The sequence below is a fragment of the Roseovarius sp. genome (assembly GCF_965277045.1).
In the GTDB taxonomy this organism is placed as follows: Bacteria; Pseudomonadota; Alphaproteobacteria; order Rhodobacterales; family Rhodobacteraceae; genus Roseovarius.
The window spans coordinates 3,423,979-3,438,487 of sequence record NZ_OZ255712.1; the positions used below are offsets into that span (position 1 = coordinate 3,423,979).

The 14,509-nt window shown below is 64.3% G+C and carries 11 protein-coding genes; all 11 read left to right on the plus strand.

Annotation, left to right across the window (positions count from 1 at the left end; translation table 11 throughout):
• Window positions 1-41 precede the first annotated feature (41 nt).
• On the plus strand, window positions 42-518 hold the full coding sequence (gene tsaE / locus ACQY4V_RS17085; protein ID WP_428513726.1) for a tRNA (adenosine(37)-N6)-threonylcarbamoyltransferase complex ATPase subunit type 1 TsaE: 477 nt from the start codon (window positions 42-44) through the stop codon (window positions 516-518).
• Complete coding sequence (locus ACQY4V_RS17090; protein WP_428513728.1) at window positions 511-1,539, plus strand: aminoglycoside phosphotransferase family protein; 1,029 nt, start codon at window positions 511-513, stop codon at window positions 1,537-1,539. Before tsaE ends, ACQY4V_RS17090 begins: the two co-directional genes overlap by 8 nt.
• Window positions 1,515-2,207, plus strand: a complete 693-nt coding sequence (locus tag ACQY4V_RS17095) for a nucleotidyltransferase family protein (RefSeq protein ID WP_428513730.1) — start codon at window positions 1,515-1,517, stop codon at window positions 2,205-2,207. The genes ACQY4V_RS17090 and ACQY4V_RS17095 overlap by 25 nt, the downstream gene beginning before the upstream one ends.
• On the plus strand, window positions 2,200-5,151 hold the full coding sequence (gene addB, locus ACQY4V_RS17100) for a double-strand break repair protein AddB (protein WP_428513732.1): 2,952 nt from the start codon (window positions 2,200-2,202) through the stop codon (window positions 5,149-5,151). Before ACQY4V_RS17095 ends, addB begins: the two co-directional genes overlap by 8 nt.
• A complete protein-coding gene (gene addA, locus ACQY4V_RS17105) occupies window positions 5,145-8,507 on the plus strand; it encodes a double-strand break repair helicase AddA (RefSeq protein WP_428513734.1) in 3,363 nt (1,120 codons plus the stop codon). Before addB ends, addA begins: the two co-directional genes overlap by 7 nt.
• Before the next feature lie 59 nt (window positions 8,508-8,566).
• A complete protein-coding gene (trxA, locus tag ACQY4V_RS17110; protein ID WP_057795333.1) occupies window positions 8,567-8,887 on the plus strand; it encodes a thioredoxin in 321 nt (106 codons plus the stop codon).
• 308 nt (window positions 8,888-9,195) lie between these two features.
• Window positions 9,196-9,747, plus strand: coding sequence for an ATP-dependent protease subunit HslV (hslV, locus tag ACQY4V_RS17115; protein WP_428513736.1), 552 nt, complete (start codon window positions 9,196-9,198; stop codon window positions 9,745-9,747).
• Window positions 9,748-9,855: 108 nt separating this feature from the next.
• Window positions 9,856-10,935, plus strand: a complete 1,080-nt coding sequence (locus tag ACQY4V_RS17120) for a hypothetical protein (protein ID WP_428513738.1) — start codon at window positions 9,856-9,858, stop codon at window positions 10,933-10,935.
• 63 nt (window positions 10,936-10,998) lie between these two features.
• Window positions 10,999-12,309, plus strand: a complete 1,311-nt coding sequence (gene hslU, locus ACQY4V_RS17125) for an ATP-dependent protease ATPase subunit HslU (RefSeq protein WP_428513740.1) — start codon at window positions 10,999-11,001, stop codon at window positions 12,307-12,309.
• A 134-nt stretch (window positions 12,310-12,443) separates the two neighbouring features.
• The gene (locus ACQY4V_RS17130) at window positions 12,444-13,727 is read left to right on the plus strand and encodes an AAA family ATPase (RefSeq protein WP_428513742.1); all 1,284 of its coding nucleotides are present in this window, start codon (window positions 12,444-12,446) and stop codon (window positions 13,725-13,727) included.
• Window positions 13,727-14,449, plus strand: coding sequence for a hypothetical protein (locus tag ACQY4V_RS17135; RefSeq protein ID WP_428513744.1), 723 nt, complete (start codon window positions 13,727-13,729; stop codon window positions 14,447-14,449). The genes ACQY4V_RS17130 and ACQY4V_RS17135 overlap by 1 nt, the downstream gene beginning before the upstream one ends.
• Window positions 14,450-14,509: the final 60 nt, after the last annotated feature.

Below are 14,509 nucleotides of genomic sequence, written 5' to 3' on the forward strand. Positions count from 1 at the left end.
CTTTGTGTTGCAGGCGGCACGCTGCGGTGTAGTGTCGGGCCATGCCCGCGCGAACGCTGCAAATCACCCTGGCCGATCCCGAGGCCACCGCCACGCTCGCCCGACGGGTCGGTGCGGTTTTGCGCGTCGGCGACACGGTGCTGCTCACCGGGCCGGTCGGGGCGGGAAAGACCCATTTTGCGCGCAACCTGATCCAATCGCTGCTGGCCGCCCCCGAGGATGTGCCCTCGCCCACCTTCACCCTGGTCCAGACCTACGAGACCCCCGGTTTCGAGATCTGGCACACCGATCTCTACCGCCTCACCAACCCTGACGAGGTGATCGAGCTGGGCCTCCTCGAGGCCTTCGAGACCTCGGTGGCGCTGGTGGAATGGCCCGACCGCCTTGCCGATCTGGCCCCGGCCAATGCCCTGTCCCTCACCTTCACGCCGCACGCCGATCCCGACCGGCGCGTGCTTGACTTCACATGGTCCGATCCGCGATGGGATGACAGGGTAGGGGAGCTGTCGAATGACTGATCGCAACGCGCAGATCGAGGCCTTTGTCAAAAACGCCGGCTGGGGCGACGCGGTGGTGTCTCACCTTGCCGGGGACGCCTCGAACCGGCGCTACCTGCGCCTGATCCGGCCCTCCAATGCCCAGCGCGCCGTGCTGATGGACGCGCCGCCGGAAAAGGGCGAGGATGTCCGCCCGTTCGTGAAGATAGCCACCTACCTGACGTCCGTCGGCCTCAGTGCGCCGCGCATCCTGCACCGCGACGACGACGCCGGGTTCCTGCTGCTCGAAGACCTCGGAGATGCGCTGTTCGCCAGCATCGTCCCGCGCAATCCGGACCTCGAGGACAGGCTCTATTCCACCGCAATCGACGTCCTTGTGCATCTTCATGCCCAGCCGGCGCCCGACGGGCTGGCCCCCTATGATCCGGCTACTGCCACCGCGCTCTCGGCGCTGGTGTTCGACTGGTACGTGCCCGGCGCGACGGACACGACCGATAGCCCGGAACAGCCCGGGTTCGAGACCTGTTTGCAGGACCTTCTGGGCGAACATGCCGCCGACTGCGATGTCCTCATCCAGCGCGACTATCACGCGCAGAACCTTCTGTGGCTGCCCGATCGCAAGGGGGTTGCCCGCGTCGGGCTGCTGGATTTCCAGGACGCGATGCTGGGCCACCGGGCCTATGACCTCGTCTCGCTGCTGCAGGATGCGCGCCGCGATGTTCCGCCCGCGCTGGAGGTCCGCATGCGCGACCGATACGCCCTTCAGACCGCCCGGGACCCGGAGGCCTTCGCCACCGCCTATGCCGTGCTCGGCGCCCAGCGCAACCTGCGGATTCTGGGCGTCTTCGCGCGGCTCTGCATCCGCGACGGCAAAGCGCATTACGTCGACCTGATCCCCCGCGTCTGGGGCCTGCTGCAACGCGATCTCGCGCATCCGGCCCTCGCCCCGCTCAAGGCGCTGCTGGACCGCGCGCTGCCCCCGCCCGACGCCGCCCTCATGGAAAAGCTGAAATCGAAATGCGCGACACCCCAGATGCAGTGATGCTCTTTGCCGCCGGGTTCGGCACGCGGATGGGCCCGCTGACGGCGACCCGGCCCAAGCCGCTGATCGAGGTGGCGGGCAAGCCGCTCATTGACCACGCGCTCGACCTTGTCGCGGCGCAGGGGCCACGGCGCGTCGTGGTCAACACGCATTATCTGTCGGCCCGGATTGCCGCGCATCTGGCGGGGCGCGACATCACGATATCCGAGGAACAGCCCGATATCCTGGAAACCGGCGGCGGTCTGCGCAAGGCGCTGCCGATCCTCGGCGATGGTCCGGTGTTCACCATGAACACGGATGCCGTCTGGTCCGGGCCCAACCCGCTGGCACAGCTTGCCGCGGCGTGGGATCCCGGCCAGATGGACGCGCTCCTGCTTTGCGTGCCGCCGGAAAACGCCATCGGCCACGCCGGCGCGGGCGATTTCGTCATTGGCCCCGATGGCCGCGCCGCCCGTGGTGCCGGGGCCATCTATTCCGGCGTTCAGATCCTGAAAACCGACGGGCTTGCCGATATTCCCGACCCCGCCTTTTCGCTCAACATCCTGTGGAACCGGATGCTCGACGCCGGTCGCCTGCACGCCGTGACCTATCCGGGCCGATGGTGCGACGTTGGCACCCCCGAGGGGATCGCCCTCGCCGAAGCCATGCTTCGAGGCACCGATGTTTGAGCCGCTGGACACGCCGCGCGTCTTCGGGGTCCCGCTCGGCGCCGACTTTCCCAGGGCGCTGGTCGATGGGCTGTGCCGCGCCTATGCCGGCCAGCCGCCCGAGGCGTTGGCCCGCGTTCATCTCATCGTCAACACCCGCCGCATGGGCCGCCGCATCCGCGCGCTGTTCGATGCGGGGCCGGCGCGCCTGCTGCCCCGGATCAGCCTGGTCACCGATTTCGGGGAAACGCTGGGCCTGGCCCATATCCCCGACCCCATCCCGCCCCTTCGCCGGCGGCTGGAACTGACCAGGGTGGTCGCGGCGCTGCTTGACAAGGAGCCCGATCTTGCGCCCCGCGCCGCGCTTTACGACCTGTCCGACAGCCTGGCCAAGCTGATGGACGAAATGCATGGCGAGGGGGTTACACCGGACCACATCACGCGCATCGACACCGGCGACCAGTCGGGCCACTGGGAGCGCATCAAGACCTTTCTGGGCATAATCAGTCCCTATTTCGAGACCGACGAAGATGCGCCCGATGTAGAGACGCGCCAAAGGCGGGTGATCGAATCCTATGCCCGGATGTGGCAATCCCGGCCGCCCGACCACCCCATCATCCTTGCCGGCTCGACCGGCTCGCGAGGGGCCACGCGCCTGTTGATGAAGACGGTCGCGACTTTGCCGCAAGGCGCGGTGGTTCTGCCCGGTTTCGACGCCGATCAGCCAGAGCACGTCTGGACCCGGCTGCAGGAAATGCCGGACCGCAGCGAAGACCATCCGCAATACCGCTTTGCCCAGCTTCTGGCCGATCTGGACAGCCCGCCATCCATCATCCGGCACTGGCCGGGGTCAGAGCCTGTTTCGCCCCAACGCAACCGCCTGGTCTCTCTCGCGCTGCGCCCCGCGCCGGTGACGGACGAATGGCTCTCGCACGGCCCCGCGCTTGCCGCCGACATCGCCCCGGCCACCGACGGCATGACACTGCTGGAGGCGCCCTCGGCCCGGATCGAGGCGCTTTGCATCGCCATGCGCCTGCGCGAAGCGGTCGAAGACGGCCAGACCGCCGCCCTGATCACACCCGACCGGACGCTCACGCGCCGCGTCGCCTCGGCGCTCGATCGCTGGGGCATCACGCCCGACGACAGCGCGGGCATGCCGCTGCACCATTCGGCGCCCGGCCGCTTTCTGCGCCACGTGGCCGAATGCCTGAACGCACCGCTCGACGCCGTGCAACTGCTGACGCTGCTGAAGCACCCGCTGACACACGGCGCGGGACAGCGCGGCCCGCATCTGCGCCTCACGCGAGAGCTGGAGCTTTACCTGCGCCGCAATGGCCCGCCCGTTCCGACCCCGCAAACGCTCGACGCCTGGGCCGACAAGATCGACGATCCCTATCTCGCCACCTGGCTGGCCTGGCTGCGTGCCAACTTCTTCGGGAAAGCCAAGCCCGAAAGCCTCGCCTTGGGGGCGCGTGTCGAAGCGCATATGACCCTCGCCGCGGCCATCTCGCGCGGGCCGGAGCCGGACGCGCCGCTGCGCCTCTGGGATGAGGATGCCGGTCGCGAAGCGTGGAAATGCGTCTCTGAACTGGCCGAAAACGCCGAGTACGGGCAGGCGATGCGCGCCATCGACTATATCAACCTGTTTCACGCGGTGCTGTCGCGCGGCACCGTGCGGCACCAGCTGGAAACCGACCCCCGCGTGCTGATCTGGGGCACGCTCGAGGCGCGCGTGCAAGGCGCCGACCTTCTGATCCTCGCCGGGCTGAACGAAGGCACCTGGCCCGAGACGCCGCCGCGCGACCCCTGGCTGAACCGCGCCATGCGGCACGAAGCCGGGCTCCTGCTGCCCGAGCGGCGCATCGGCCTGGCGGCGCATGATTTCCAGCAGGCCGTGACCGCCACCAAAGACGTGTGGATCACCCGCGCCATCCGGTCAGACGACGCACAGACGGTCCCCTCGCGCTGGCTCAATCGTCTGACCAATCTCCTGAAGGGCCTGCCAGCCGAAGGCGGCCAGGCCGCGCTGGAGGGCATGAGGGCCCGCGGCCTGACCGCCATCGCGCGCGCCGAGGCGTTCGAAGCCGTCGATCCCGCCCCGTCGGCCCCCCGTCCCGCGCCGATCCCGCCGGTCGAGACGCGCCCCAGGGAGCTGTCCGTCACCCGGATCGAAAAGCTGATCCGAGATCCCTACGCGATCTATGCCGACAAGATCCTGCGCCTGCGCCCCCTCGACCCGCTGATGCGCGCGCCCGATGCCCGCCTGCGCGGCGAGGTTCTGCATGACGTGCTGGAGCATGTCATCAAGGCCACGATGGACGATCCCGAGCGGCTGACACCCGACTTTCTGACCGATCAAACAGTCTCTGTTCTGGCCGAAACCGTGCCCTGGGGCGAGGCGCGTGCGCTCTGGCTTGCGCGCATGGCCCGCATCGCCGCATGGTTCGTCGACACCGAGACGCAGCGCCGCGCCCTGGCCCGACCCACCGCGTTCGAGCAAAAGGCCTCGGCACGGCTCGATCCGCTGGATTTCACGCTGACGGCCAAGGCCGACCGGATCGACAGGGACGCCGGCGGTCGCCTGCATATCTACGATTACAAGACCGGCGCGCCGCCCTCGGCCAAGTCGCAAAAGGCCTTCGAAAAGCAGCTTCTGCTGGAGGCCGCCCTGGCCGAACGCGCCGGGTTCGGCGAGCTGGCGCCCGGCCCGGTGGAACGCGCCGTGTTCATCGGGCTGACCGGCGACCCCAAGGAAGTGCCGGCGCCTCTCGAAGACGCCCCGCCCGATCGGGTCTGGGCGGAGTTGAAGGACCTCATCAGCCGTTACATGGATGCGAACCAGGGCTACCTGTCGCGCCGCGCGATGAAAACGCGGGACATGCAGGGCGACTATGACCAGCTCGCCCGCTTCGGCGAGTGGGACATCACCGACACGGCGAACCCCGAAAAGGTGGGCAGATGGTAGACGACGCCACCCAGCGCCAGATCGACGCCGCGCGGCCCGGCCGCTCGACCTGGCTGTCGGCCAATGCCGGATCGGGCAAGACCAAGGTGCTGACCGACCGGGTCGCGCGACTGCTTTTGGCTGGAACAGACCCGCAGAACATCCTGTGCCTGACCTACACCAAGGCCGCCGCATCCGAGATGCAGAACCGCCTGTTCGACCGGCTGGGCGAGTGGGCGATGCTGCCGGACGCCAAGCTGGAAGCGCAGCTGACGGGCCTCGGCATCGAGGGCGCGATCACGCCAGAGCGCCTGCGCGAGGCGCGCCGCCTCTTCGCCGTCGCCATCGAGACGCCCGGCGGGCTCAAGATCCAGACCATCCACTCGTTCTGTTCGGCCCTTTTGCGCCGTTTCCCGCTCGAGGCCGGCGTCAGCCCGCAATTCAGCGAGATGGAGGACCGCGCCGCCGCCCTGCTGCGGGCCGAGGTGGTCGAGACAATCGCCAACGGCCCCGACGCGCAGCTGCTCTACGATGTGGCCGAACAATATACCGGCGAGGATTTCGAGAGCCTGACGCGAGAAATCGTCGGCAAGCGGGACCTGCTGTCGCGGCCTGTCGACGATGCACAGCTTTCCGCCCTGTTCGGGCTGAAACCGGATGACACCGCGCAGACGCTGGTCGCGTCCGTCTTTCTGGGCGGCGAGGCGGACCTGATGGCCACCCTGCTTCCCTTGCTGACCGCAGGCAGCAAGACGGAGGCCACCGCAGCGGTCAAGCTGACCATGGCCGACATACCATCGCTACAGGCGCTGCCGATCCTCGAGGATGTCTTCCTCACCGGCAGCAGTGCAAAATCGCCGTTTTCCGCCAAGATAGGCTCTTTCCCGACCAAGGCCCTGCGCGAAAGCAACCCCGATCTGACAGAGAAACTCAACGCCTTCATGGCCCGCGTCGAGGCGGCGCGCGAGACCCGCCTCGCCCTCGATGCCCGGGCCATGACGCGTGTCCTGCATCGCTTCGCCGCCGTTTTCCTGCCGGCCTATGCCGCCGCCAAGGAAGCGCGCGGGATGCTGGATTTCGACGACCTCATCCTGCGCAGCCGCGACCTGCTGGACGATCCCAAGGTCGCCGACTGGGTGCTGTTCAAGCTCGACGGCGGCATCGACCACATCCTTGTCGACGAGGCGCAGGACACCAGCCCGGTACAATGGACCCTGATCGAGCGCCTGTCGCAGGAATTCACCAGCGGCAGCGGCGCCCGCGCCGACCGGGAGCGGACGATCTTCGTCGTCGGCGACAAGAAACAGTCGATCTATTCCTTCCAGGGCGCAGATCCCGAAGGGTTCGACCGCATGAAGGAAGATTTCCGCGCCAAGCTGGACGTCACCGACGCGCCCTTGCAGGACATGGAGATGGAGTTTTCCTTCCGCTCGGCGCAGACCATCCTGTCGCTGGTGGACGAAACCTTTCGCGGACTGGAGGCCAGCGGCTTTACCCAGCGCGAACCGCACAAGGCGTTCCACGCCGGCATGCCGGGCCGCGTCGATCTGTGGCCGCCGGTCGAAAAGGAAGAGGCCGAAGACCCGCCCGAGTGGTACGACCCCGTCGATATCAAGACGCCCGGTGATCCGGCAACGCGCCTGGCCGCACAGACTGCCCGGAACATCAAGGATATGCTGGGTACGCCCCTGCCGTCGAAGGACGGTACATCGGCGCGCGCGATCACCGAGGGCGACATCCTCATCCTCGTGCAGCGCCGCTCGGATCTCTTTCACGAGATCATCCGCGCCTGCAAATCCCAGGGGCTGAACGTCGCCGGGGCCGACCGCCTGCGCGTCGGCGCGGAACTCGCGGTGCGGGACATCGCCGCGCTCCTGTCCTTCCTCGCCACGCCCGAGGACAGCCTGTCGCTCGCCACCGCCCTGCGCTCGCCGCTTTTCGGCTGGAGCGAGGGGCAGATCTTCGATCTCGCGCATTACCGCCAGCAACGCTATCTCTGGCAGGCGCTGCGCGACCGCGCGGCGGAGTTTCCCGAAACCTTCGCCATTCTCGACGATTTGCGCGACGCCGCCGATTACCTGCGCCCCTATGACATGATCGAGCGTATTCTCACGCGCCACGATGGCCGCGCGCGGCTGCTGGCGCGGCTGGGGTCCGAGGCCGAAGACGGCATCGACGCGCTCTTGTCCCAGGCCATGGCCTACGAGCAGAACGCGGTCGACAGCCTGACGGGCTTTCTGGTCTGGATGGAAACCGACGATTTGGAGATCAAGCGCCAGCTGGACGGCGCGGGCGACCGGATCCGCGTAATGACCGCCCATGCCGCCAAGGGGCTCGAGTCGCCCATCGTCATCCTGCCCGACAGCGCCAGGCGCGACCTGCGGGTCGACGCCAGGCTGATCGCGGCGGGCGACACCGCGCTGTGGCGACCCCGCAAGGACGATCTGCCCACGGCACTTCAGCCCCTGGACGCGGCCGAGCGGGACGCGCAATGGGCCGAACGGGACCGGCTTCTTTATGTCGCCATGACCCGGGCCGAGCAATGGCTGATCGTGGCCGCCGCGGGCGATCTCGATCGCGAAGGACGCGACTGGTACAGCAAGGTGCGCGGCGGGATGCTGCGGTCGAACGCTGTCGAGCACGTCTTCGACGCGGGGCAGGGGCTGCGCTTGCAGGGCGGAAACTGGGCCGGGCTAGAGCCTGAATCCGCCCAAAAGGCCAAGGCCGAAACCGTCACGCTTCCCGCCTTTTTCGCCGACCCCGCCAGGCCCGCGCCGGCCGCGCCCGAAACCCTTGCCCCCTCGACCGACCTTGGCGGCGACAAGGCGCTGCCGGGCGAGGCGGGGCTGGACGAGGACGCCGCCAAGCGCCGCGGCCGCCAGGTGCACCGCCTGCTGGAAGTTCTGCCGCAACTTGCCCCAGACGACTGGGCCGACAGGGCCGCCTCCGTCCTGGCCCACGGTCCCGACGCCGCGCAGGGGCAGGATCTGACCCTCCTGCTGGCCGAGGCCCAAGCCGTCCTGACGCAGGAAAACCTGCACATGCTCTTTACCCCCGAGGCGCTGGCCGAGGTCCCGGTTTCCGCCCATATCGATGCGCTGGGTGGCCGGAGGATTCACGGCACGATCGACCGCCTGATCGTGACGCCTGAGAAAATCCTTGCCGTCGATTTCAAGACCAACGCCGTCGTCCCTGCCACGCCGGCCGATGTACCCTCGGGCCTCTTGCGGCAGATGGGCGCCTATGCCCATGCCCTGCAACAGATTTATCCCGACCGCGCCATCGAGACCGCGCTGCTCTGGACCCGCACCGCCACACTCATGCCCCTGCCACACGATCTTGTGACGCAGGCGCTGGCTGACACCCATATAGCTTGACGCTCCCTACGGGTGTTCATAGGTTCTCTGTCGAACCCGAGCTCAAGGAGAGACGCAAAATGGCCACCGTTGCCGTAACCGACGATACGTTCGATAGCGAAGTGAAGAACTCCGACATTCCCGTCGTGGTGGATTTCTGGGCCGAATGGTGCGGCCCCTGCAAGCAGATCGGCCCGGCGCTGGAAGAGCTGTCCTCCGAGATGGACGGCAAGGTCAAGATCGCCAAGGTGAACGTGGACGAGAACCCCAACTCGCCCTCGCAACTGGGCGTGCGCGGTATTCCCGCACTCTTCATCTTCAAGAACGGCGAGGTCGTGTCGACCAAGACCGGCGCCGCCCCCAAGGCCGCGCTGCAAGGCTGGATCGAAGAGTCGATCTGAAGAGCAGACGAATAGCTTAGAAAAGGGTCGCCTGCTGGGCGGCCCTTTTCATTTGAGCACCCCGCGCGGAATCAAGGCGCAGCAATGCTGCGCCGCCGCGCATCGCCGGGCCGCCCCCACGGCACGGCGATTTGGCTGGGCATGGCGCTCCGCTAAACTGTTCAGCGGATTTGGTCACCATAAAGTGCCCCGAACACCCGTCTGTTCGCCGCACCGCGGCCCGTCGATGCGCGGCTCCAATAACCCACCCGGGTTGCCATGCCCCCTTACGCCTTCCATATAGGTCCAAAGATCAAAGGAGCCCCGACATGAGCGATTTCCCCGGCTGGCACGGCACAACCATCATCGGCGTCCGCAAGGGCGGGCAGGTCGTCGTCGCGGGCGACGGGCAGGTCAGCCTTGGTGATACCGTGATCAAGGGCACCGCCCGCAAGGTCCGCCGCATCAGCCCCGGCGGCTATGACGTGGTCGCCGGTTTCGCCGGCTCCACCGCCGATGCCTTCACCCTGCTGGAACGGCTGGAGTCGAAGCTGGAAGCGACCCCCGGCCAGCTGCAACGCGCCTCCGTCGAACTGGCCAAGGATTGGCGCACCGACAAGTACCTGCAAAAGCTCGAGGCGATGCTGATCGTCACCGACGGCGCGCAGCTTTACGTGATCACCGGCGCGGGTGACGTGCTGGAACCCGAACATGACGTCGCCGCCATCGGCTCGGGCGGAAACTATGCTTTGGCCGCCGCGCGCGGCATGATCGACAGCGACAGGTCCGCCGAACAGATCGCGCGGGATGCCATGGCCATCGCCTCGGACATCTGCGTCTACACCAACGGCAACCTGACCGTGGAGTCCATCAGCGCCTAGCGAGCGCTTGGCGAGCATCGTTCGTCAGTCAGAGCAGGGCGGAATGCGGTCTTTCTTTCGTCCAAACGGTCCATTAGTGCTGGCGCGAAGACGACCAGAGGACTTTCCATGACCCTGACCCAGGACGACCTGCGCGCCGCCACAGCCGCCGGCATCATCGACGAGGCCCAGGCCGCGCGCCTCAGCGCCCTGTCGCACGAACGCGCGGGCCGCATCGCCCGCCGCGCGAACGAGGACGAACCGTTCGAGCTCTTTTCGGGCTTTGCCGAGATCTTCATCTCGCTCGGCCTGATCCTGCTGACCTCGGGCGCGGTGACCTTCGCCTTCGCCGCAGGCGGCGTGGTGTTCGTAATGGCGGCCCTCATGGCCGTCGGCTGGTTCGCCGCGCATTACTTCACGCTGAAACGCCGGATGAGCCTGCCCTCCATCGTGCTGGTCTGTACCTATGCCACCGGCGCGGGCGGGCTGATCGGCTATGTCCTCGACATGATCGGCCTCACCTCCGGCGCGCTCGCGGCCATCCTGCTGGGCCTCGGCGGCATGGCGTCGATCCTGCTGCATTACCGCCGTTTCCGCGTGCCGTTCTCGATGCTGCTCGTCGGCCTCTACGGCTTCATGACCATCTACGCGATCACCACCGAGACCAGCCCCGTCGACACGCTGATCACCGGCAGTTTCGGGAGCCTCTTCGACCTGCGCCAGGGCGGGTCCCTGGCCATCGGCACGCTGATCTTCGGCATTCTCGCCTTCATCGCCGGCCTCTGGTTCGACATGCAGGACCCGCACCGTATCGGCCGCCGCGCCCGCTCGGCCTTCTGGCTGCACCTGCTGGCCGCACCCGCGCTCGTGAACACCGTCATGATGACCGTCTACAATTTCGACGGCGCCCTCGGCACGATCCTGACCATCATCGGCTTCCTCCTGGTCACCTGCCTTGCCCTCGTGATCGACCGCCGCTCGTTCCTGACCGCCGGCATGGGCTATCTCGCCGCCGTGATCTACTGGCTCTTCAGCATGGATGGCGGCGGCACGCAGCTTCCGCTCCTGATGCTGGTCATCGGCGCCTTCATCACCGGCCTCGGCACCTTCTGGACCCATCTGCGCGTCGCCCTCATGCGCGCCCTGCCCAACTTCCCCGGCAAATCCCGCCTGCCCCCCTATGACGACGTCACGGCAACCTCCGAATAACCGCACCTTGCGTTTCGGCCCCTCATGCTTACGTTCCCCCGTAACGCAATCACAGGACGCCCCATGACCGACCTCACCCCGCGCGAAATCGTCTCGGAACTCGACCGCTACATCATCGGCCAGAAGGACGCCAAGCGCGCCACCGCCGTCGCCCTGCGCAACCGCTGGCGCCGCAAGCAGCTCTCCGACGACCTGCGGGAAGAGGTCTATCCCAAGAACATCCTGATGATCGGCCCCACCGGCGTCGGCAAAACCGAAATCTCCCGCCGCCTGGCCAAACTCGCCCGCGCCCCCTTCATCAAGGTCGAGGCGACCAAGTTCACCGAGGTCGGCTATGTCGGCCGCGACGTCGAACAGATCATCCGTGACCTCGTCGACAGCTCCATCGCCCAGACCCGCGACTTCATGCGCGAAGACGTCAAATCCCGCGCCCACCAACAGGCCGAGGATCGCGTCATCACCGCCATCGCCGGCGAGGATGCCCGCGAATCCACGCGCGAGATGTTCCGCAAGAAGCTCAAGGATGGCCTGCTGGACGATACCGAGATCGAGCTTGACGTCGCCGACACCTCCAACCCCCTTGGCATGATGGACATCCCCGGCCAGCCCGGCGGCGGCCAGATGGGCATGATGAATCTGGGCGACATCTTCGGCAAGGCCTTCGGCGGGCGCACCACCCGCAAGAAACTCACCGTCCGCGAAAGCTACGACATCCTGATTTCCGAGGAAGCCGACAAGCTGCTGGATGATGAGGCCGTCAACCGCACCGCGCTGGAAGCGGTCGAGCAGAACGGCATCGTCTTCCTTGACGAGATCGACAAGGTCTGCGCCCGGCAAGAGGCCCGCGGCGGCGACGTCTCGCGCGAGGGGGTCCAGCGCGACCTGCTGCCCCTGATCGAGGGCACGACCGTCTCGACCAAGCATGGCCCGGTCAAGACCGACCACATCCTCTTCATCGCAAGCGGCGCCTTCCACATCGCCAAGCCGTCAGACCTCTTGCCCGAACTTCAGGGCCGCCTGCCCATCCGGGTCGAACTGCGCGCCCTGACCGAGGAAGATTTCGTGCGCATCCTGACTGAGACGGACAACGCCCTGACCCGCCAGTACTCCGCCCTCATGGGGACCGAGGAAGTGACCGTCGAATTCACCGAGGACGGCATCAAGGCCCTCGCCCGCATCGCGGCGGAGGTCAACCAGACCATCGAGAATATCGGCGCGCGCAGGCTCTATACCGTGATGGAACGCGTGTTCGAGGAACTCAGCTTCACCGCCCCCGACCGCGCGGGTGACAAGGTGGTCGTGGACGAAGCCTTCGTGGACGCCAACCTGGGCGAGCTGATGAAGTCGACGGATTTGAGCAGGTATGTTTTGTAGAAGGGCGAACGCTAAAGTGGCTTTGATGCCACTCTTGTGTAATTCACCAGATTGAATGTCTCGGTTACAAAGAGTTTTAGGTAGCCTGAGCTTAAGATCTTGTGCAACTTTGGATTTTGCGACACACCACGAAAATGTTAGAGCGGCTGAAAGTCACTAGGTTCAAATCAATTCGAGATCAATCACTCGAGTTTGGGAAAGTGAATCTATTTATTGGTGGCAATGGCACAGGAAAATCTAACATTCTTGAGGCTATCGGGTTAACTGCAGCTTGCTTGGGCAGAGGCTTGGGCGACTCCGACATAGGTCGGAAAGGGCTTCGTATTACTCCCCCTGAACTGATGAAATCCTCTTTCAAGAACGAAGACCTTCCAAAAACATTGAAAATCGAAGCTTCGTTTTGCGACCAAGTTTCCTACACAGCGGCGCTTCAGAGTAGTGAAAGCGATCCCCTTCTCCGCTTCTTCTCTGAAGCTGCAAAACACGGCAAAATGCCAGTTTTCGGTAGGAGCCACAGGGGAGCTCGTGCAACTGGCGTTACACACGCAGACAGACTCGAAAAGCACCGAGGCATATGGGATCAAATCAAGGCTACCTATGATTTGCCAGACGTCGTGGCGGATGTATTTTCTGAGTTTTCCCGCTATGTTATCTTTTCGCCTCAGACTGACTTCTTGCGCGCAAAACAAAGTGGTCGCGTTGATGTGCCACCGGTAGGGTTGCATGGGGAAGGCCTACCTACGGCTGTCAGGAGCTTCCTCAAAGAGTGGGGAAAGCTCAAGAGGGCGGAAAGGCGCAAAGAAGGATCAGGCGGCAACGATTATGTTGTTATGGATGAGTGCGCCGATTTGGTTTGGTTGCCTGGGTGGGCTACCGCATTTGGCACTCACAGGGCTAATCCACTGCTGACTTCTAGAGAAGTTGCAGATAGCACAAGCGACATTGTCTTCTTTCGAGACAAGTTCATGCACTCTAAACGAAACGAATTGTCTGTGTATGATAGCAGCGAAGGGACTCTTTTCTTACTCTTCGCCGGGATCATTCTCTCGCATCCTGAAGCCCCAAAAGTCTTCGCTCTGGATAACGTTGACAACGCACTTAACCCGAAACTCACCCGTCAACTAGTAGAGCAGATACTCAGGGTCGTGAGTTTGGCGAATGAGCACGAAACGAAGTGCGGTGCTCGTCAGGTATTTCTAACAAGTCACAATCCTACCTCTCTTGATGCGTTCGATCTATTTGACGACACTCAAAGGGTATTTGTCGTGCGTAGGAATGAGAAAGGTCATACAACGGCAGTGAGACTCGAGCCTCCGAAAGGAATGTCACGAGAAGACTGGCGGCTGGCAATGAACGGTCGGAACCTTTCACAAATTTGGTTGGACGGCGACATACCCGGCGCCTTAGGCGATCTTTGATGAGACTTGGTGTCGTTTGCGAAGGACCTACGGACTTCCACGCCATTGAATGTTTTTTCGGATACACGCTTCAAGCCGCTGGAAAAGAGGTCGAATTTATCGCTCTGCAGCCAAAGATGGACAACTCAGCACCTGAAGGAGGTTGGGGTAATGTGCTTCTATGGCTTAAGAACAACCCTCCGTCTTCTAGGCTTCAACAATTCTTTAAAGGAGGACTCTTCGGAGGTGAATTTTCCTTAGAGCCTCTTGATGGGATTCTGCTCCAGTTGGACAGTGACATCCTAGGGGAGCCATCTTTTAGCGCGTACATGCAGAAGGAATATGACTACGTTGTTAGTGTTCCCACTTTGGCTGACGAGCGCGCGGATGAAGTACGGTCCGTTCTTTCAACTGCGGCCAAGCTGTCTGAAGTCACAAAGGCAGATCAAAGCAGGCATATATTGACAGCTGCTGTCGAGTCTACTGAAGCATGGTGTGTAGCGGCTTTCAAAAGACCACCTCAGGATTTTGAATTACTCGCGGGGCAAGATCTTATAGACTGTTTCATGTGCGCGCTTGCGACCAGCGAAGGCAACGTGCCTGATCCACCTTACGCAAAGGTCGACAAACAATCCAAACGCAGAAGACAATTCTGTGAGTCCCACGCTGGCTCTTCGGAACGAATTGTTGAAACGTGCGCTCAGTTCCGTAAAGCGCACGAAGAACTTCTGAGGCTAACTTAGAAATTTCCTGACACTCACGATTCGATGTAACCGTTTTCCGAGGCTATAGCTTCCTCAGTG

Bases quoted from the DNA above. Each gene is read 5' to 3' on its own strand.
- hslU (WP_428513740.1), top strand. From the start codon at position 10,999: ATGACCGACCTCACCCCGCGCGAAATCGTCTCGGAACTCGACCGCTAC.
- addB (WP_428513732.1), top strand. From the start codon at position 2,200: ATGTTTGAGCCGCTGGACACGCCGCGCGTCTTCGGGGTCCCGCTCGGC.
- ACQY4V_RS17130 (WP_428513742.1), top strand. From the start codon at position 12,444: ATGTTAGAGCGGCTGAAAGTCACTAGGTTCAAATCAATTCGAGATCAA.
- trxA (WP_057795333.1), top strand. From the start codon at position 8,567: ATGGCCACCGTTGCCGTAACCGACGATACGTTCGATAGCGAAGTGAAG.
- ACQY4V_RS17135 (WP_428513744.1), top strand. From the start codon at position 13,727: ATGAGACTTGGTGTCGTTTGCGAAGGACCTACGGACTTCCACGCCATT.
- ACQY4V_RS17120 (WP_428513738.1), top strand. From the start codon at position 9,856: ATGACCCTGACCCAGGACGACCTGCGCGCCGCCACAGCCGCCGGCATC.
- tsaE (WP_428513726.1), top strand. From the start codon at position 42: ATGCCCGCGCGAACGCTGCAAATCACCCTGGCCGATCCCGAGGCCACC.
- hslV (WP_428513736.1), top strand. From the start codon at position 9,196: ATGAGCGATTTCCCCGGCTGGCACGGCACAACCATCATCGGCGTCCGC.
- ACQY4V_RS17095 (WP_428513730.1), top strand. From the start codon at position 1,515: ATGCGCGACACCCCAGATGCAGTGATGCTCTTTGCCGCCGGGTTCGGC.
- ACQY4V_RS17090 (WP_428513728.1), top strand. From the start codon at position 511: ATGACTGATCGCAACGCGCAGATCGAGGCCTTTGTCAAAAACGCCGGC.
- addA (WP_428513734.1), top strand. From the start codon at position 5,145: ATGGTAGACGACGCCACCCAGCGCCAGATCGACGCCGCGCGGCCCGGC.